General features: G+C 41.9%; 15 protein-coding genes. 11 read left to right on the top strand and 4 right to left on the bottom strand.

Annotated features, from left to right (window positions below; all coding sequences use genetic code 11):
- The first annotated feature begins 30 nt into the window (after window positions 1-30).
- The 11 genes from ilvB (at window position 31) to B3P16_RS12920 (ending at window position 12,666) form a co-directional block, all read left to right on the top strand.
- Window positions 31-1,773: a biosynthetic-type acetolactate synthase large subunit gene (gene ilvB / locus B3P16_RS12870; protein ID WP_070570153.1), complete on the top strand. Its 1,743-nt coding sequence runs from the start codon at window positions 31-33 to the stop codon at window positions 1,771-1,773.
- 8 nt (window positions 1,774-1,781) lie between these two features.
- Window positions 1,782-2,372, top strand: coding sequence for an acetolactate synthase small subunit (ilvN, locus tag B3P16_RS12875; RefSeq protein WP_070570155.1), 591 nt, complete (start codon window positions 1,782-1,784; stop codon window positions 2,370-2,372).
- Window positions 2,373-2,386: 14 nt separating this feature from the next.
- Complete coding sequence (locus tag B3P16_RS12880) at window positions 2,387-2,851, top strand: DinB family protein (RefSeq protein WP_286843195.1); 465 nt, start codon at window positions 2,387-2,389, stop codon at window positions 2,849-2,851.
- A gap of 45 nt (window positions 2,852-2,896) precedes the next feature.
- On the top strand, window positions 2,897-4,378 hold the full coding sequence (gene ilvC, locus B3P16_RS12885; protein ID WP_075994367.1) for a ketol-acid reductoisomerase: 1,482 nt from the start codon (window positions 2,897-2,899) through the stop codon (window positions 4,376-4,378).
- 134 nt (window positions 4,379-4,512) lie between these two features.
- On the top strand, window positions 4,513-5,910 hold the full coding sequence (gene leuC / locus B3P16_RS12890) for a 3-isopropylmalate dehydratase large subunit (protein WP_104383784.1): 1,398 nt from the start codon (window positions 4,513-4,515) through the stop codon (window positions 5,908-5,910).
- A gap of 10 nt (window positions 5,911-5,920) precedes the next feature.
- Window positions 5,921-6,511 carry a 3-isopropylmalate dehydratase small subunit gene (leuD, locus tag B3P16_RS12895; RefSeq protein ID WP_286752670.1) on the top strand — a complete coding sequence of 197 codons (591 nt, stop codon included), beginning with the start codon at window positions 5,921-5,923 and terminating at the stop codon, window positions 6,509-6,511.
- Complete coding sequence (locus tag B3P16_RS12900; protein WP_286752671.1) at window positions 6,505-7,983, top strand: ATP-binding cassette domain-containing protein; 1,479 nt, start codon at window positions 6,505-6,507, stop codon at window positions 7,981-7,983. Before leuD ends, B3P16_RS12900 begins: the two co-directional genes overlap by 7 nt.
- 176 nt (window positions 7,984-8,159) lie before the next feature.
- Window positions 8,160-9,233, top strand: a complete 1,074-nt coding sequence (leuB, locus tag B3P16_RS12905) for a 3-isopropylmalate dehydrogenase (protein ID WP_286843196.1) — start codon at window positions 8,160-8,162, stop codon at window positions 9,231-9,233.
- Between the two features lie 41 nt (window positions 9,234-9,274).
- A complete protein-coding gene (locus B3P16_RS12910; RefSeq protein WP_083296124.1) occupies window positions 9,275-10,438 on the top strand; it encodes a 2-isopropylmalate synthase in 1,164 nt (387 codons plus the stop codon).
- 213 nt (window positions 10,439-10,651) lie between these two features.
- Complete coding sequence (gene ilvA / locus B3P16_RS12915) at window positions 10,652-11,899, top strand: threonine ammonia-lyase IlvA (RefSeq protein WP_070570170.1); 1,248 nt, start codon at window positions 10,652-10,654, stop codon at window positions 11,897-11,899.
- 251 nt (window positions 11,900-12,150) lie between these two features.
- Window positions 12,151-12,666 (top strand): DUF2911 domain-containing protein, encoded by a 516-nt coding sequence (locus B3P16_RS12920; protein ID WP_286752672.1) that lies wholly within the window; start codon window positions 12,151-12,153, stop codon window positions 12,664-12,666.
- A 118-nt stretch (window positions 12,667-12,784) separates the two neighbouring features.
- On the opposite strand, the gene B3P16_RS12925 is transcribed toward B3P16_RS12920, so the two are convergent.
- The 4 genes from B3P16_RS12925 to B3P16_RS12940 form a co-directional block, all read right to left on the bottom strand.
- A complete protein-coding gene (locus tag B3P16_RS12925; RefSeq protein WP_286843198.1) occupies window positions 12,785-14,671 on the bottom strand; it encodes a sodium:solute symporter family protein in 1,887 nt (628 codons plus the stop codon).
- 42 nt (window positions 14,672-14,713) lie between these two features.
- Window positions 14,714-15,613: an endonuclease/exonuclease/phosphatase family protein gene (locus B3P16_RS12930; protein ID WP_286752674.1), complete on the bottom strand. Its 900-nt coding sequence runs from the start codon at window positions 15,611-15,613 to the stop codon at window positions 14,714-14,716.
- Window positions 15,614-15,728: 115 nt separating this feature from the next.
- Entirely contained in the window at window positions 15,729-16,943 is a 1,215-nt protein-coding gene (locus tag B3P16_RS12935) for a glycosidase (RefSeq protein ID WP_286752675.1), read from the bottom strand.
- A gap of 31 nt (window positions 16,944-16,974) precedes the next feature.
- Window positions 16,975-18,795: an aryl-sulfate sulfotransferase gene (locus B3P16_RS12940; RefSeq protein ID WP_286843200.1), complete on the bottom strand. Its 1,821-nt coding sequence runs from the start codon at window positions 18,793-18,795 to the stop codon at window positions 16,975-16,977.
- Window positions 18,796-18,851 lie beyond the last annotated feature (56 nt).

Below are 18,851 nucleotides of genomic sequence, written 5' to 3' on the forward strand. Positions count from 1 at the left end.
TGAATAATCAACAATAAAAAAATCAACGTAATGAGTACACTGGAAATAACAGAAAATAAGGCCGCTACAGCGCAGCAAACTCCGACACAAATTTCGGGATCGAAAGCTGTATTGGAGGCCTTATTGAGCGAAGGAGTTGATACCGTATTTGGTTATCCTGGAGGCGCAATTATGCCGATCTATGATGCCCTTTATGATTATACGGATCGTCTGAAGCATATTTTAGTGCGCCATGAACAAGGTGGAATCCACGCGGCGCAAGGTTATGCAAGAACTTCAGGTCGTACAGGCGTCGTCTTTGCGACAAGTGGCCCTGGAGCAACAAACCTAGTTACTGGACTGGCTGATGCCATGATCGATAGTAACCCTATCGTCTGTGTCACAGGCCAGGTCTTTGCTTCACTTTTGGGAACAGATGCTTTTCAGGAAACAGATGTCATCAATATCACGGCACCTGTCACCAAATGGAACTACCAAGTCACCGACGCAACTGAAATTCCAGCCGCACTCGCAAAAGCATTTTATATTGCCAGCACAGGTCGTCCAGGACCGGTATTGATCGATATTACCAAAAATGCACAGCTACAATTGTTCGATTACTTCGGTTACGAAAAATGCAGCCATGTACGCAGTTACAGACCTGCACCACAAGTTCGTAAAGAGTATGTTGAGCAAGCTGCAGCGTTAATCAACGATGCAAAAAAACCATTTGTTCTTTTTGGACAAGGCATCATTCTTGGAAAAGCAGAGGAAGAATTCAAAGCTTTTATCGAGAAAACTGGCATTCCTTCGGCATCGACTGTCATGGGGTTAAGTGCACTTCCAACGGATCATAAACTTCACGTCGGGATGCTGGGTATGCATGGCAACTATGCGCCAAATGTCATGACCAATGAATGTGATGTTTTAATAGCCATCGGCATGCGTTTCGATGACCGTGTGACAGGTCGTTTGGACAAATATGCCAAACAGGCAAAAGTAATCCATTTGGATATAGATCCCGCAGAGATTGACAAAAACGTACAAACAACCGTACCTGTATGGGGCGATTGTAAGGAATCACTTCCCATGCTGACGGAATTGGTAAATGCCGCAGATCACTCCGCTTGGTTGGAACAATTCCGTGAACTTGAAAAAGAAGAAATCAAGGAAGTCATCCAAAACGAACTTCACCCACAAACCGATATTATGACCATGGGTGAGGTCATCCATGTGTTGAATGAATTGACAGGCGGTGATGCGATCATTACAACAGACGTCGGTCAACATCAAATGGTCACTTGTCGCTATGCTAAGTTCAACAACAGCAAATCGAATGTAACCTCCGGGGGTTTAGGAACGATGGGCTTTGGTCTTCCGGCAGCAATCGGTGCCTGGTATGGCGCGCCAGAGAAAACTGTCGTAGCAATCATCGGTGATGGTGGTATACAAATGACGATCCAGGAGCTGGGAACAATTATGCAATTTGGTGCAAAAGTCAAAATCATGATCCTCAACAATGAGTTCTTGGGCATGGTACGCCAGTGGCAGCAATTGTTTCATGACAAACGTTATTCATTCGTGAATATCACGAGTCCTGACTTTGTTGCTGTTGCGAAAGGCTATTACATCGACGGTCAGAAGATTTCGGAACGTAAAGACTTACGTAATGCACTGAAAACCATGATTGATCACGACGGAGCATATCTATTGGAAGTGATGGTAGGTAAGGAAAACAATGTATTTCCAATGGTTGCACAAGGAACATCGGTATCTGAGATACGTTTAAAGTAGAATTTGACATGGAAAAACAAGAATATACCATCACCCTATATACAGAGAATTCAATCGGTCTTATCGGTCGAATCTCAACCATTTTTTCAAGAAGAAAAATCAATATTGAAAGCTTGAATACTTCCCCTTCTGAAGTAGAAGGGATACATCGTTTTACCATCGTCATCACGGAGGCTGAAGATGTTCTGCGTAAGCTTTGTCGTCAACTGGAAAAACAGATTGATATCCTCAAGGCCTATTACAATACCAATGATGAAGTGATCTGGCAAGAACAGGCGCTCTATAAAGTGCCTGCGGATGTTGTGAATGAAAAGGTATACGTAGAACGTTTATTGCGTCAATATGGTGCCAATGTTGTTGTGATCCGCAACGACTATATCGTCTTTGAAACTGCAGGTCACCGTGAGGAGATCGATAAGTTGACAGAAGAATTGACCAAATATGGTTTGATCGAATTTGTCCGTGGCGCACGTATCGCCATCATTAAAGATAGCGCAGGTTTCCACTCCAAATTGGTTCAGTTTGAAGCCAAGGAACCATCGATAGAAATTGTAGAGAACGAGTATCTCGACAAAAGAGATGATGTATTTACAATGTAAGCTTTAAAAGTATTATGCAAGAGACATTTAAATTTATCTTAAAGTCACGTCAAAAATTCATTGAATTACTTGACGGTCTTTCCATTGAACAGCTTAACAAAATTCCCACGGGATTTAACAACAATATCATCTGGAATTTTGCCCACATTGTCGTCAGTACACAGACCTTAGTCTATGTCCGTACAGGTATTAAAGCCGACACGACCTGGGTAAAATATAATGAAGACTATAAAAAAGACACCAAGCCAACCCGCTTTGTTGAACAAGCAGAGGTTGATGAATTGAAAGAAATCGCAATCCGCAGTATTGAGCAAATTGCTGCTGACTATGAACACGGTGTTTTCAGAGAAATCACCTCCTTTTCAACAGCAACCTATGGCTATCCAATGGATACCATCGAAGAAGTTATTGCCCTGACAGCAGGTCACGATAACGTTCATTTCGGTTACGCCATGGCGCAACGCAGATTAGTACAATAATTAAAATAAATAATCAACAACCCATAACAGAAAGAAAGTAAAACAATGGCAAATTATTTCAACACCTTACCGCTTAGAGAGCAGTTAGAACAATTAAGTCACGCTGAATTCATGGACAACACTGAATTCACAGATGGTGTAAATGCTTTAAAAGGTAAAAAAATCGTAATCGTAGGATGTGGTGCGCAAGGCTTGAACCAAGGTTTAAACCTAAGAGATAGCGGACTGGACGTTTCTTATGCTTTGCGTAAAGAAGCTATTGAACAAAAAAGAGATTCTTGGAAAAACGCTACGGACAATAACTTTAACGTAGGCACTTACGAAGAATTGATCCCATCTGCGGATTTAGTTATCAACTTGACTCCAGATAAACAACATACGTCAGTAATCAACGCTGTCATGCCGTTGATGAAAGAAGGCGCTACATTATCGTATTCACACGGTTTCAACATCGTTGAAGAAGGTATGCAAATCCGTAAAGATATTACTGTCATCATGGTTGCTCCAAAATGTCCAGGTTCTGAGGTTCGCGCAGAATATCTTCGTGGTTTTGGTGTACCTACCTTAATCGCTGTTCACCCAGAGAATGATCCGCAAGGAAAAGGCTGGGCTGAAGCAAAAGCATACTGCGTAGGAACAGGTGGACATAAAGCCGGTGTATTGAAATCTTCATTTGTAGCCGAGGTAAAATCAGATTTAATGGGTGAGCAAACGATTCTTTGTGGATTGTTGCAAACAGGTTCGATCTTATCTTTCGACAAAATGATCGAGAAAGGTATCGAAGCTGGTTACGCATCAAAATTGGTACAGTACGGTGTAGAAGTAATCACGGAAGCCTTGAAACATGGTGGTGTGAGCGGAATGATGGACCGTTTGAGCAATCCAGCAAAAGTAAAAGCCTTTGAGATCTCTGAAGAATTGAAGGATATTATGCGTCCTTTATTCCAAAAACACCAAGATGATATCATGTCAGGTCACTTTAGCAAGACCATGATGGAAGACTGGGCAAATGGTGATGCGAATTTATTGAAATGGAGAGCTGAAACAGGTGAAACTGCGTTCGAAAAAACACCTGCTGGTGATGTTAAAATCAACGAACAAGAATACTTCGACAACTATACACTGATGGTTGCTTTCATCCGTGCAGGTGTTGAATTGGCATTTGAAACAATGGTTGAAGCAGGTATCAAACCAGAATCAGCATATTATGAATCATTGCACGAAACACCATTGATCGCTAACACAATCGCTCGCAAGAAATTGTTCGAAATGAACCGTGTTATCTCTGATACAGCAGAATACGGTTGTTACCTATTCGACCAAGCTTGTAAACCTTTGTTGGCCGACTTCATGAAAACTGTTGATACTGATCTCGTAGGTAAAAACTTCAATGAAGGTAGAGATGCTGCAGTTGATAACGCACAATTAGTTGTCATCAATGAAATTCTACGCGATCACCCTGTAGAAATCGTCGGTCGCAAATTGCGCAAAGCGATGACTGCAATGAAAGCGATCAAAACTGTTTAAAAGTCCATACGAAATTATACATGCTCCAAAAATCATGAATATTTCGTAATTTAGTATATCGAAATCAAGGTGATATTGAGACATTTGCAATATCACCTTGGTTCATATAAAAATAACATAAGAGAGATTAAAAAATGTCAAAAACATTAGTAGAAAAGATTTGGGATGCGCACGTCGTCAAGCGTGAAGAAGGGTTTCCGGATATTATATATATCGACACCCACTTGATTCATGAAGTTACTTCCCCTCAAGCTTTCGATGGCTTGCGTAAAAGAGGAATCCCAGTTTTTCGTCCAAAGCAAACGGTAGCTACTGCCGACCACAACGTACCGACACTCAATCAACATTTACCGATCAAAGAAGAGCTATCCCGTTATCAAGTTGATATGCTCACCAAAAATTGTGCTGAATTTGGTATTGAATTATATGGTTTAGGGCATCCATACCAAGGGATTGTACACGTTATTGGTCCGGAGCTGGGTATCACCCTACCAGGTAAAACGATGGTCTGTGGCGATAGCCATACCTCAACACATGGTGCTTTTGGAGCTATTGCTTTTGGTATTGGAACCTCTCAGGTTGAACAGGTCTTCGCAACACAATGTTTGTTGCAGTCGAAGCCAAAAACAATGAAAATTGAAGTCAACGGTACCCTTCAAAAAGGTGTTGGAGCAAAAGATATCATCCTATATATCATCTCTAAAATCTCTGCTGCGGGCGGTACAGGTTACTTTATTGAATATGCTGGTTCAGCAATCCGTTCTTTAAGCATGGAAGCACGTATGACCATTTGTAATATGAGTATAGAAATGGGTGCACGTGGAGGCTTAATTGCTCCAGATCAGATCACTTTCGACTACGTAGAAGGCCGTGAATTCGCACCGAAAGGTGAGGAATGGGATCAAGCCCTAGCATACTGGAAAACATTATATTCTGACGAAGATGCCATCTTTGATAAAGTGTTGACTTTTGATGCTGCAGATATTGCACCAATGATTACTTATGGCACCAACCCAGGCATGGGTATGGGTATCGCGGAACATATTCCAGCAACTAACGCACAACCAGAATCAGAACGGCCATCGTACCAAAAAGCATTGGATTACATGGGTTTTAAAGATGATTCAACAGTCTTAGGCAACCGTGTTGATTATGTGTTTATCGGAAGTTGTACCAATTCCCGTATTGAAGATTTACGTGAAGTAGCTTCATTCGTTAAAGGCAAGCAAAAAGCACAAGACGTTGAAGTATGGATTGTACCGGGCTCAAAACAAGTAGAAAAACAAGCGAAAGAAGAAGGCTTGGATAAAATATTTGAAGCGGCAGGATTCCAGCTACGTGAACCAGGATGTTCGGCATGTTTAGGGATGAACGAAGATAAAATCCCTGCTGGTAAATATTGTGTTTCGACTTCAAATAGAAATTTCGAAGGCCGTCAGGGACCGAATGCCCGCACCATGCTGGTATCTCCTTTGACAGCAGCAGCTGCGGCAGTAACAGGTAAAGTAACAGATGTAAGAGAGTTGATCTAAGCAGAAAAAAATGAAAAAATTTGAAACTTTAACGTCACAGGTAGTCCCACTACCTATCGAAAATATTGATACTGATCAAATTATTCCCGCACGCTTTCTAAAAGCGACCACGCGTGAAGGTTTTGGTGATAATTTATTCCGCGACTGGCGTTTTGACACAGACAATCAGCCTAAAACTGATTTTGTGTTGAACAACCCGACCTATACTGGAAAAATATTGGTTGCCGGTAAAAACTTTGGTTGTGGTTCAAGCCGCGAACATGCCGCTTGGGCTATTCAAGACTATGGTTTTGATGTGGTTATCAGCTCATTCTTTGCCGATATATTCAAAGGAAATGCCCTTAACAATGGTGTATTACCGATTCAGGTACCCGAAGAGTTTTTGGCGAAAATTTTCGAATTGGTGCACCAAAATCCGGCAACGGCGATTATCGTTGATCTTGAAAAACAAACAGTCATGTTGACAGAGACGGGTGATCAATTTGAGTTTGAAATCAATCCATACAAAAAATCATGTTTGATCAATGGCTATGATGACATTGATTTTATCCTTAACCAAAAAGATTCAATCGAAGCATTTGAAGCAAACAGACAATGGTAGATCCTGTCGTCCATATTGCCAATTTAACCATTCAGTACGGTAAAGATACCGTACTGCAAGACTTAAATTGGCAAATTTTTCCTGGCGAGCAATGGATCTTAGGCGGTCCGAGCGGTACAGGAAAAACCACGCTGGCAAAAGCGATTGCCGGGCAATTGAAGTATGAAGGCCAGATTACATTCCATCTTGACCCAACGAGCCTATTGCCGGCAAAAATTCATTACGTTTCCAATTGGTTTCAGTTTACCAATCTTGAAGGCGATCGCAATTTCTATTACCAACAGCGCTACAACAAATTTGCAAAAAACGATACATTAACGGTTTTTGCCGAGTTGAAACATTTTGCAAAAGAAGAACAGCTTTCTTTTGAAAACGTACGTTCTTACCTGAACATTTTTGGATTCGAGAATTTCAAAGATCAGCAGTTGATTGAACTTTCGAGTGGCGAACACAAAAGACTGCAATTGATCAAGGCCTTGTGGCTTCAACCTCAGGTGCTCATTATCGACCAGCCTTATACAGGACTGGATGCACAGTCCAGAAAAGATCTCAATCAGATTTTCGATCAGCTTGCGGATAAAGGGGTCACCTTGTTGTTGATCAGTAATGATGACGAACAACCGGATTGTATCAATCGTTTTGCGGAAATTCAGGAAGGTAAAATCAGGATTCGCCAACGGAGTGAAGAGCTATCCAAAGGCTTGCCCCGAACAAGAAAGGCGCTGCCTTATTTTCTACAACAGGCACCTCAGGTATCTGCCCAGGTCATGGTAAAAATGAACAAAATCAATATTTCATACGGCGAAAAACAAGTCTTAAAGAATATTGACTGGGAAGTAAAAGCCGGTGAAAAATGGTTGCTACAAGGGCATAATGGTTCAGGAAAATCAACTTTGCTTAGTCTCATCAACGGCGATCATCCACAGGCTTACGCTAATGACATCCATCTTTTTGGCAAAAAAAGAGGATCTGGAGAAAGTATTTGGGATATCAAAGAACATTTGGGTATTATATCTCCAGAATTACATTGGTACTATGATATGAATGCCAACGTTGGGCAGACGATTGCTTCTGGATTTTTTGACTCCATGAGCCTATACCAACGCTTAGGATTTGAACAACAGCAAAAGCTCGAGCAAATTCTCCATTTTTTTGACCTCAAAGAGGTTAAACACAAAACATTGGGATCATTGCCTTTAGGTCAACAACGTTTGGTCCTATTGGCCCGCACGATCGTGAAACATCCAGAATTGCTGATTTTGGACGAACCTTGTCAGGGTTTAGACCAAGAGCAGACCCAGTATTTCAACGACGTCATCGATGACCTCAGTAAAAGTGGCCAGACGCTCATTTATGTAGGTCACTTCCAAACCCAGCTACCAACGTGCATTGACAATAAAATCGTGTTGGAAAAGGGAGAAGTAAAGGCTATATCCGAAGTTATCCACAAAAAAGAAACTTTATCAACATAAAAATTGTGGAAAACTTCAATTAATTCGAAAATAAGAACAAAAAAATAAAAAGAGAATCAAGATATCGGAAAACACTGGAAATCAAAAGTCAAAAATAAAGATAACTCAATAGGTTTTAGGCCTATTTTCCAAAGTTTCATTAGACCTATCTCTGATAGCTCAATATTAAAAATACAATGAAGAAAAATATTTTAATCATACCTGGAGATGGCATCGGCCAAGAAGTAACAACTTGGGGTAAAAAAGTTTTAGAAAAAATAGGTGAAAATTATGGTCATGAGTTCAGCTTTGATGAAGCTATCATGGGCCATACTGCAATTGAAGCGACAGGCAACCCGCTTCCTGATGAGACATTAGCTAAAGCAAAAGCTTCTGATGCGATCCTTTTCGGCGCCATTGGCCATATTAAGTATGATAATGATCCTTCTGCTAAGGTAAGACCTGAACAAGGCTTGTTGAAAATCCGTAAAGAACTAGGTCTTTACGCAAATCTTCGTCCAATCCTTTTATTCGATGAGTTATTGGATGCTTCGAGTTTAAAGCCCGAAATTCTTCAAGGTACAGATATTCTTTTCTTCCGTGAACTGACAGGTGATGTCTATTTTGGTGAGAAAAATCGCAATGAGGATAATACCTTTGCTTCAGACTTGATGAATTATCACCGTTACGAGGTTGAGCGTATCGCACGTAAAGCTTATGATGCAGCACGCACGCGTAACAAAAGACTATGCTCTGTTGATAAAGCCAATGTATTGGAAACATCCCGCCTGTGGAGAGAAGTTGTCCAGGAAATCGCAAAAGAATATCCGGATGTTGAAACCGAGCACATGTTTATCGATAATGCGGCCATGCAATTGGTGAAAAATCCAAAGAAATTCGATGTGGTATTGACAGCCAATCTTTTTGGTGATATCCTGACAGACGAAGCGTCACAGATCGCAGGCTCGATGGGTATGTTGGCTTCTGCTTCCGTAGGTGATGGCACAGGCTTCTTCGAACCTATCCACGGCTCTGCACACGATATCGCTGGTCAAAATAAAGCAAATCCATTGGCTTCAATTTTATCTGCTGCCTTGATGCTTGATATTAGCTTTGGTCTACAGGAGGAAGCTAAAGCGGTTACCAATGCTGTTGCAGAAACATTAAAAGCTGGTTGGAGAACCGGTGATATTGCCAACAGCAGCATAGAAGCTTCAAAAATCTTAGGTACTCAGGAAATGGGTGAAAAAGTATTGGAGTTTATTAAATAGTATACCCTTTTTAATTTGTAAATCTTTTGAATTAAGAAATTATGTTACACGATCCTAATCATCTTTACATTTTCGACACCACTTTACGTGATGGCGAACAGGTACCAGGCTGCCAATTAACTACTCCAGAGAAAATTGAGATTGCTAAAGACCTGGAAAAACTAGGGGTGGATATTATCGAAGCCGGTTTCCCAGTGTCTAGCCCTGGTGATTTTCAATCGGTCGTCGAATTATCTAAAGCGGTAAACGATGTCATTATATGTGCATTGACCCGTGCCAATCAAAACGATATTGACGTAGCTGCCGAGGCATTAAAATATGCCAAACGCCCACGTATCCATACGGGTATTGGTTCTTCGGACATGCATATCAAATATAAATTCAACAGCACAAGAGAAGAAATTTTAGAACGTGCCGTTGCGGCTGTAAAACATGCCAAATCCTATGTGGAAGATGTCGAGTTTTATGCAGAAGATGCGGGTCGCGCAGACTTGGCATTTCTAGCTAAAATGGTTGAATCGGTGATTGCTGCCGGTGCTACGGTAGTCAATATCCCCGATACAAACGGTTATTGTCTGCCAGACCAATATGGCTCAAAAATCAATTACCTCAAGGAGAATGTACGCAATATCGATCAGGCCATTATTTCGGCACATTGTCACAATGACTTGGGACTTGCAACAGCAAATTCTATCGCTGCGATTCAAAATGGAGCCCGTCAGGTGGAATGTACCATCAACGGTATCGGTGAGCGTGCCGGAAACACGTCACTTGAAGAAGTAGCCATGATCCTTAAAGTGCACAACCAGTCGTTTGGAAGCTTGACATCAAACATCGATAGCCGCATGTTTACGTACTTATCGCGCAAGGTAAGTGAAATGATGAACATGCCTGTACAACCGAATAAAGCGATCGTTGGTCGCAACGCCTTCGCACACAGCTCGGGGATTCACCAAGATGGTTTCCTAAAACACCGTGAGAACTATGAGATCATCAGACCAGAAGATGTTGGTTTGGTTGAAGCTGATATTATCTTAACTGCACGTTCAGGAAGACATGCCCTTAAGCACCATTTGGAGCGTTTAGGGTTCCATCTTGAAAAAGATGATTTAGCTGATTGCTATCAACGTTTCTTGGTTTTGGCCGACGAAAAGAAAAATATTTGTGATGATGACCTAAAAAGCCTCATCCAAGAAAAAATATAAAAAAAGGAAGGCTGCAGATGCAGCCTTTTTTTATCATAAATACATTTTTTTAAAAGGATCCAAATGATACGTTGCTAATTATTATTTTATCATACGTACAAACGATCTTCCATTTAAAATCAACTAAATTTAAATACTGTATAGGTAGAATCTCTCATATAACAGCGAATATCTGCGTTTTATTTGCTACCTTAACTAGGCAATCATCTAACAATGAATCTATCAACCTTAAACATCAATTCAGAAGCTACACTTGACCGCATCAAGTCTGTGGTCAACAGAACACCGCTTCAATATAATCGGCATCTATCCGAAAAATATGGCGCTGAAGTCTATCTCAAACGGGAAGATTTACAAGTCGTACGTTCCTATAAATTACGCGGTGCCTACAATAAAATTATTTCCTTAACAGCGGAAGAGCGACAACGTGGCGTTGTATGTGCCAGCGCAGGCAACCACGCTCAGGGCGTTGCTTTCTCCTGCAATAAACTCGACATCAAAGGCGTGATATTTATGCCGGGGCCGACACCACGCCAAAAGATTTCACAAACGGAAATGTGGGGTAACGGCAATGTAGAAATTATCTTGACCGGAGACACTTTTGATGACTGCCAAAAAGCAGCGCTGGCTTATACAGCAGAGCATGGCATGACTTTCATTCCGCCATTTGATGATCTCAAAGTTGTGGAAGGACAGGGTACTGTAGCCGTTGAAGCTTTACAAGATCTTCCCGATATGGACGCCATATTTATCCCAATTGGTGGCGGTGGACTTGCCGCGGGAGCGAGCTATTACCTAAAAAGTAAAAACAACGCAATCAAATGCTATGGTGTTGAACCCGAAGGAGCCCCCTCCATGCAAGCGGCCTTGACTCACGGCGCACCGATCGAGCTCGAGCATATCAACAAATTTGTTGATGGGGCAGCTGTTAAAAAAATCGGTGCAACGACATTTGAAATTGCCAAACAATTGTTGGATGATACACGCTCTATTCCCGAAGGAAAGATCTGTACCTGTATCCTAGAGCTGTACAATAAGGATGCAATTGTCGTTGAGCCTGCAGGCGCTCTATCCGTGGCCGCTCTTGAATTTCACAAAGATGAAATTAAAGGTAAGAAAGTCGTCTGCATCATATCCGGTGGAAACAACGATATCGACCGCATGAGTGAAATCAAAGAATTGTCTCTACTTTACGAAGGGTACAAGCATTATTTTATCGTTCGTTTCCCACAACGTCCAGGCGCCTTAAAACTCTTCGTTTCCGAAGTATTGGGGCCTAAGGATGATATTACCCGTTTTGAGTTTATCAAAAAAACAGAACGCGAAAGAGGTCCAGCGCTAGTCGGCATTGAGCTCAACAAGCCTGAGGATTACGAAACACTGATTGAACGCATGAAAGAATATAAGTTTGATGTCATTGAAATCAATAAAGACCAGACACTATTTGAATATCTTGTATAAATAATAGGTATAAACGAGAAAAGCCAGGATATGAATCACTGGCTTTTCTCGTTTATATAACCAAAATATCCCACTCAAAGCCTTCAAAAAAACGAACAATTCCATAACCTAAAAAATCGTATATTTCCGTTATTAAAAGATATTCAATAGCTTAGGAGAGAGCGATAAATTATTTTTATTTGACCAAAGGCATATTGCATATAAAAAGTAATTTATCTAAGTTTAATTGTTTAATCAATACTATACGAAAAATGAGAGTACTAATTTTAACGATTCTGACCTTAATAGGTCAACTTACTTTTGCTCAGACCGACAAAAGTAAACGCCCAAGTCCTCCAGACAACACTAAGGTAACCACCACCGATGGTGTCACGATTGACATTAATTATAGCCGCCCTTCATTGAAAGGTCGTCAGCTTGGTGTTGATATCGCCCCTATCGGTATTGTATGGCGTACTGGAGCAAATGAAGCGACCACCATCGAATTTAATAAAGATGTATTGGTTGAAGGCAAGAAATTAGCTGCTGGTAAATATGGCCTTTACAGCATCCCTGGAGAACACGAAACAACAATTATGTTCAATAAAGTGTGGAATCAGTGGGGAACAAAATATGATGCCAACGAAGATGCTTTACGTGTTTCAGTCAACAATGCCACAGCAAGCAATTCGCAGGAACAGTTTAAGATCAATGCAACGCCGCAAGGAACCGTTTCCTTGGAGTGGGGACAGTATGTCGTTCCTTTTACGGTAAAAGCGAGCAACTAAACGCAAAAACACATTATCACGGTAATCGGTACGGTACGATCGGTTTTTAATCAAACAACAGGCCGTTCGATTACCTGATTCTTCTCTTCTCTCAGCCCCATTTTAAAAACTTATTTGTTTATCGATCCGCTTTATTCATTCTATATTTTGTCATAAAAGCGTCGTATTCAGCCTCATCGCGACACATCTTGTCGTACCAGTTCTTTTTAAGAATCAGTGTTGTAATCCCTAAGATCAATATACTAGTCAGTAAGCCCTGTCCCTGTTGAATAACAATATACATCGGGATCAATGTCAAACAACATTGCCATATAATTCCCACGCCAACATTAAATAAATCGCGCTTAAAGTGATTGTTTCTTTTAAGATCAGGGTATTTCTGCAACGCTTTCTGGTGAATTGGTCCCCAAAAGCCCCATGGACGAACACGGACATAAAAATCGACAAGCACATCCTCTTCAGTAGGTTTGGACAGCCAGGTCCCCATCAGACAGCCTAGCAGCGATAGGACAAACAAAAATGGGAAATAATATAGCGGCAAAGTATGCGGGAAAAACTGGGGCAGAATAATCGCCCCGAATATACCGGTCAACATCCCCCAGAAAAATCCAGCCCCGTTAAATCGCCACCAATGCCATTTGAGCACATTCGCGGCAATATACCCGCCATAGAGTGCTGAAACGATCCACTGCAGCACCGAATTGATGTTTTGAACATACAATCCGATGATCGTGCTGCAGACAACCACAGAAACAGAAACAATATAGCTCAACCGAATCTGTTTTTTTGGCGAAGCCGAACGATAAAAATATTTCAGCAAGACATCATTGACCAAGTATGCTTGCGCCGCATTTATCGTTGAAGCAAAAGAAGACATAAAAGCAGCCAGAAGTCCCGCCAACAATAAACCTGTCAATCCAACCTTCCCAAACCGACTAATTGCCTTGGGCAAGATGATCTCAAAATCCATATGGCTTCCCATTGCTGTAAACTCGTCCCGAAAGAATACAAGAGCCAATACCGTAAAGCCCATGATCATCAGATAACGTGGGATAAGCAAGATAACAGATACCGATCCGCTCATTAATGCGGCCTCTTTTGGAGATCTACAAGCCAGAATCTTTTGCATGTCATAGTTGGCCGCGGGCCCAGCCATGCTCATAAAAATACCTTTGAAAAGCATCATCATCACAAATACGGTAAACAGGTTGTATTGATCATCGGCTATTCGGTCCATAATAGAAGGGAGTAAATTGCTCCAATCCATATCCAGGTGCCAGCCAAAGAAGGGAGAGTCCCAACCCTCAGGTGTATTGGCGGCCAACAATTCGGGACTTACCTGCTGCATGGCAATCACGGCAATTGCAATACCAGATACAATCATGATTCCGAACTTCACCATATCGGCCCACACAATACTATGCATGCCGCCAAGCATCACATAAAAAGTCGTGATTGCCGTGAAAAATATGCCATAGAGCTGGGGAACATGCATCGGGTCAATGGTCAATGGAATAAAGCGCGACAGCTGTTCCCAGGGGAAGAATACCTCCATAAATTTACCGATTCCGATAAATCCATAACATAGAAAACCCAATACCGCTACAATGGCGTATAAAATGACGATGGTGTAAGCTCCATCTGCACCCTTACCATGTCCAAAACGGGTTCGGATCCATTCAGCTCCCGTCAAGACATTTGAACGCCGCAGCCATACCGAAAGGTAAACCATCAAAAAAATCTGATTGAAGACAGGCCATAACCAAGGAATCCACATGCTCTTGAGGCCATAAACAAAGGCAAGATAAACCATCCACATCGTGCCCGAAATATCGAACATCCCCGAAGCATCAGAAATACCAAGCATATAGTAAGGAAGTGACTTCCCTCCCAAGAAATAAGAGTCGAGATCCTTAGAAGCTCGCTTTTTAAGAATCAGGCCAATGACAATCATCGTCAGCAAATAACAGACAATGATAACTATATCTATTACGGAAAGTTCCATGAATATTCTTCTCGTGGTCAACCGCAATCTACAATTATATTTCTACTTCTCCAATTGGCCAATCACGACCGAAACTGGATAATGATCTGATATTCCTTCGAGATCAGGACCATTGTGCACTTCGACCTGCTGAACCAAAGGCGACAATCGCTCCGACAATAAGATATAATCAAGTCTCTCCGACACTTCAGCTAATCGGCTGTCGCCCCAATTCCAGCCATAAAGCGTGGCTGTTGGAAAACTGACTCGCTTATTTTCCGGAAATACGGTACGTCCGATACAATCATCAAAACCTGCAGCAATAAAAGTCGACAGCACACTATAGTCAAAATGCTGGCCACGCATATTGCCATACTCGGGATGCGCTTGATCCCAATTCGATAAATTCTTTCTCAATGGTGCTTTGTGTTCCAGCCAAATTGCATCCAATGGAGAATACGCATTGAGATCTCCCATGATCATACAGTTATTCAAGGAATTACTTTTGATATAATCCACAATCTGTTGCGCTTCTTTTAATCGATACTTCCAGGAAAAAGGGCTGAGATGTGTGACTATAATATCAATATCTTTAATTTTAACATGCAGCATGCCATGCCAGAACTCATCCACCTGGGCTTTGATTAGCGTAATCGGATAGCGAGACGTGATTCCTACCGGATAGCCCTTCTCTTTGAGTAAAATGCTATAATGATGTCCATAGGATTTGGCAAGCTGTTGAAGATCGGCCTGTTTAAAATCGACCAGTTCTTCTAAAGCAACAATATCCGGTTGTTGTCGTTCCATCCAATGGACAAATTTATCCGATCTTGCTTTCGTACGCTCAAACCCATTCCAGATATTATAAGATATTATCTTTAGCGGTTGATCGGCCTGAGATTTCACTGTCAAACACAGAGAAAGTAAAGCGATCACCCCATAAAACTTGATCAGATTTTTCATTTGTATACTCCTAAATATCGATTTTAAAACGAACAGTAAGCCTTATATAACGAACAACAAGCCGGGCTATGCGATTTAAAATAGGAGACCGGCTTTCAATTTTCACCTCCTACTGTCAGGCTCTTTTCACATCATTAGGTAAACAAATTCCAGATTCCGTGGCATATAGCGCATTGCGGCTAATAAGCTGGAGGATATTGTCTACCGAGGTTGACGAGAGAAGGCCGTCGGGTGCTGTATTTAGACAGTAATCCAAAAGTCGGTCGACTGGAGATACAGCAACATGCATTCGTGTGTCACTCGATGCGTAATAGATATAAACCATACCGTTGGCATTCATGATCCAACCGTTGGAAAACAACACATTGGAAACATCACCGATCCGTTCTTCTCCCTCTGGCGCCATCAGATAACCTGCCGGCTCGGCGATCAATTGACTTGGATCATCCAGACTGGTCAGATAAATATAGAGCACATAACGTAAGCCAGCAGCAGTGCCACGCACGCCATGGGCGAGGTGTAGCCAACCTTTCGCTGTTTTTAAGGGCGCAGGTCCCTCACCATTTTTCAGTTCTTTAATGGTATGATAAAAACGTTTGTTGATAATTTGTTCTTCAACAACAACAGCATTTTTAATATCATCAATCAATGACCATCCAATTCCGCCACCACGTTTTGCCAGGATAAAATCATCCTGTGGCCGTGTATACAAAGCATATTTCCCCTGAACGAATTCGGGGTGCAATACGACATTCCGCTGTTGACTACTCGCTTTCAAATTGGGTAATCGCTCCCAGTGCTTCAAATCTTTTGATCGAATGATGCCTGCTGCGGCAACGGCACTGGAGAGATCTCCAGGAGCAGCAGCTGCATCGCGTTTTTCACTGCAAAAAATACCATATACCCAACCGTCTTCATGCGCAGTTAGACGGATATCATATACATTTGTTTCCTCCTCATCTAATTCCGGGAGAGCCAATGGCTGATCCCAAAAGCGGAAATTATCCACCCCATTTTCACTTTCCGCTATCGCAAAAAAAGATTTCCGGTCAGCCCCTTCAACACGAACGAACAACAGATACTTTCCTTGCCAGTAGAGTGCCCCTGCATTCATTGTTGAATTGAAGGTGATTCGCTCTAGAAAAAGAGGGTTTGTTAATGGATTAAAATCATAACGCCAGGTCAAGGGGATATGCTCTTTGGTAACAACAGGATATAAATAACGCTTAACAATTTTTCCTGGATTAGACAGTTCAACATTGGCTCTTTCCAATAATAAGCGTTGTGATTCGATAATATAAGCTTGCTGACATTCAAATGATTCGGCCATAAATTTAGTTCAGTTCAAAAAAATAGTTACTTTACAAGTTTTCCGGATAAAGCGGCATACGCGTCACACGATGGAATGCAGTGCCGCTACCCGTAGCGACCTCAAGGTCGAATATCACTTCCTTTGTTTTGGGATCAATCTCCACAACACGTCCGCCCGAACCAATAGAGGTTGCTACACCCATCCCTGGACAAAATAAGACATGTCCCGTTTGCCCCAAGTATTGCACGCCCGATATGGCTTGTGAAAAGCCTTGCGTTCCGCGATCTTTTCCATAAGACCAAACTTGCTGCACCGTTCTATTGGCCATGTCAATTTTATATTCCACTACCCTGCTATAGCTGTTCACCCCGGGAGCAAAATTTGATTTCCATTGCCGATTATACCCATTGTCAAAAACCAAAATCCGATCCTTGCTCAAGGCGACAGGTGTATGTGGACCCCAGGGCCAATCAAAGCCTGCCAGCGCAGCATCTCCATTGATCACTGCTGGGTCCGTAATTGCTGTACCATCTTCGGCAATTGGCTTTAACAACAAGGGCTGATATTTGGCTCCCCAATTTTTATGGGGCGATATAATCCATTGTGTTATTCCCGAATGGTTGAAGCTAAAAATCCCCTGATAACGTGCTGTAGCCAATAAATCTTCGCCAATTACTGTAATGGAATTGTTGTGAGCCCAGTTATTTGGGCTTTGCGAAAAGGCGGGCGGTGTTACGCCATCAGGCTTGATATAACGCGTTGTATCGAGTTGCTTGGCAAGATCCCACTCATTAGCCAAAACGCCCGTCTGCGGATTCAATTCGATGATAAAGTCGTTAATACGCGGTTGGCCATTGTTTAAACGGGCCGCAGCTTTGGTTACATTGATCAAGAAATTACCATTGGCAGCCTCGGTAATTTCATGATGAAATCCGTACCCCAGTTTGGCCAGATCCCATTGATTAATCAAATTACCAAACATGTCCATTTCAACTACACGTTGCTGCGATTGATCACCAGAAATAAAAGTTCCTTTTTTTGTTCGTTTAAGACCTATCGATCCTGAAAACTTCTGTAAATCAGGTGATTTCTTCAATAGCAACAACCAACGCAATTCACCCTCGTTATCAATCATATAAGGTAGAGAAGTATCTATCTCACTCTGACCGGGATAACTCACCAAATTAACTCCAGATTCCATTTTGTCGGTTTGTCCTTTGACGATCTTCCATTTGGGAAAGTCTTGCACAGTCACTGCCTGCGTACGGATATGAATAGTTGTACTTCCGCGTTCTTTGCCTTCAAGATCAGTAAAAGCGAGATCGACTACATTATCATAATCAGCATACAAGCCTAATATGGGCACACTTTGACGTGGTGTCTCATCACTGCATAGATGCGTGATCGTACCAAATTGGCCATGCTTGCCACGCACAGTTACACGAACACGTCCATAAGTGGGTAGCACAACATTCACCAATGCTGCCAATGGATTGTAACCTGAAGGATCAAGCTTTATTCCTTCGACCATGAAATCGAGTGAAGTTCCTTTTGTGGGCACGATCAACTCCGAACCATCACTGAATATCAGATTAGTGACCCACCGATCCAAGTTGGGCGTTACCTTTACAATATCCGGAACAGGAATATTTACGGTTCCTTTCTCAAAGTTGAAGACATAATCCTGTGAATTCTGCTTGACGTCAAGCAACAATTCTCCGGCATCGATCTTCGATGTTAACGCCAGTTTGGAGGGCAATTGATTCGCAGTTTCCCGATCTTTCTTACAGGAAAATAACAACAACACCAGGCATACCCCCGGTAAAATGGAAGTGGTGAAAAATCTGCACATTCGTTGTACTGCAATCATACTTACTATTGTTTAAAAGAATTTTTAAAAAGTATTCCGGCAGAGGCATCTACTCC

It is taken from the genome of Sphingobacterium sp. UBA7631 (assembly GCF_002483935.1).
In the GTDB taxonomy this organism is placed as follows: Bacteria; Bacteroidota; Bacteroidia; order Sphingobacteriales; family Sphingobacteriaceae; genus Sphingobacterium; species Sphingobacterium multivorum.

What these genes read in the sequence shown, in the direction of transcription:
- ilvB (WP_070570153.1), top strand. Translation starts at nt 31, where the DNA reads ATGAGTACACTGGAAATAACAGAAAATAAGGCCGCTACAGCGCAGCAA.
- ilvN (WP_070570155.1), top strand. Translation starts at nt 1,782, where the DNA reads ATGGAAAAACAAGAATATACCATCACCCTATATACAGAGAATTCAATC.
- B3P16_RS12880 (WP_286843195.1), top strand. Translation starts at nt 2,387, where the DNA reads ATGCAAGAGACATTTAAATTTATCTTAAAGTCACGTCAAAAATTCATT.
- ilvC (WP_075994367.1), top strand. Translation starts at nt 2,897, where the DNA reads ATGGCAAATTATTTCAACACCTTACCGCTTAGAGAGCAGTTAGAACAA.
- leuC (WP_104383784.1), top strand. Translation starts at nt 4,513, where the DNA reads ATGTCAAAAACATTAGTAGAAAAGATTTGGGATGCGCACGTCGTCAAG.
- leuD (WP_286752670.1), top strand. Translation starts at nt 5,921, where the DNA reads ATGAAAAAATTTGAAACTTTAACGTCACAGGTAGTCCCACTACCTATC.
- B3P16_RS12900 (WP_286752671.1), top strand. Translation starts at nt 6,505, where the DNA reads ATGGTAGATCCTGTCGTCCATATTGCCAATTTAACCATTCAGTACGGT.
- leuB (WP_286843196.1), top strand. Translation starts at nt 8,160, where the DNA reads ATGAAGAAAAATATTTTAATCATACCTGGAGATGGCATCGGCCAAGAA.
- B3P16_RS12910 (WP_083296124.1), top strand. Translation starts at nt 9,275, where the DNA reads ATGTTACACGATCCTAATCATCTTTACATTTTCGACACCACTTTACGT.
- ilvA (WP_070570170.1), top strand. Translation starts at nt 10,652, where the DNA reads ATGAATCTATCAACCTTAAACATCAATTCAGAAGCTACACTTGACCGC.
- B3P16_RS12920 (WP_286752672.1), top strand. Translation starts at nt 12,151, where the DNA reads ATGAGAGTACTAATTTTAACGATTCTGACCTTAATAGGTCAACTTACT.
- B3P16_RS12925 (WP_286843198.1), bottom strand. Translation starts at nt 14,671, where the DNA reads ATGGAACTTTCCGTAATAGATATAGTTATCATTGTCTGTTATTTGCTG.
- B3P16_RS12930 (WP_286752674.1), bottom strand. Translation starts at nt 15,613, where the DNA reads ATGAAAAATCTGATCAAGTTTTATGGGGTGATCGCTTTACTTTCTCTG.
- B3P16_RS12935 (WP_286752675.1), bottom strand. Translation starts at nt 16,943, where the DNA reads ATGGCCGAATCATTTGAATGTCAGCAAGCTTATATTATCGAATCACAA.
- B3P16_RS12940 (WP_286843200.1), bottom strand. Translation starts at nt 18,795, where the DNA reads ATGATTGCAGTACAACGAATGTGCAGATTTTTCACCACTTCCATTTTA.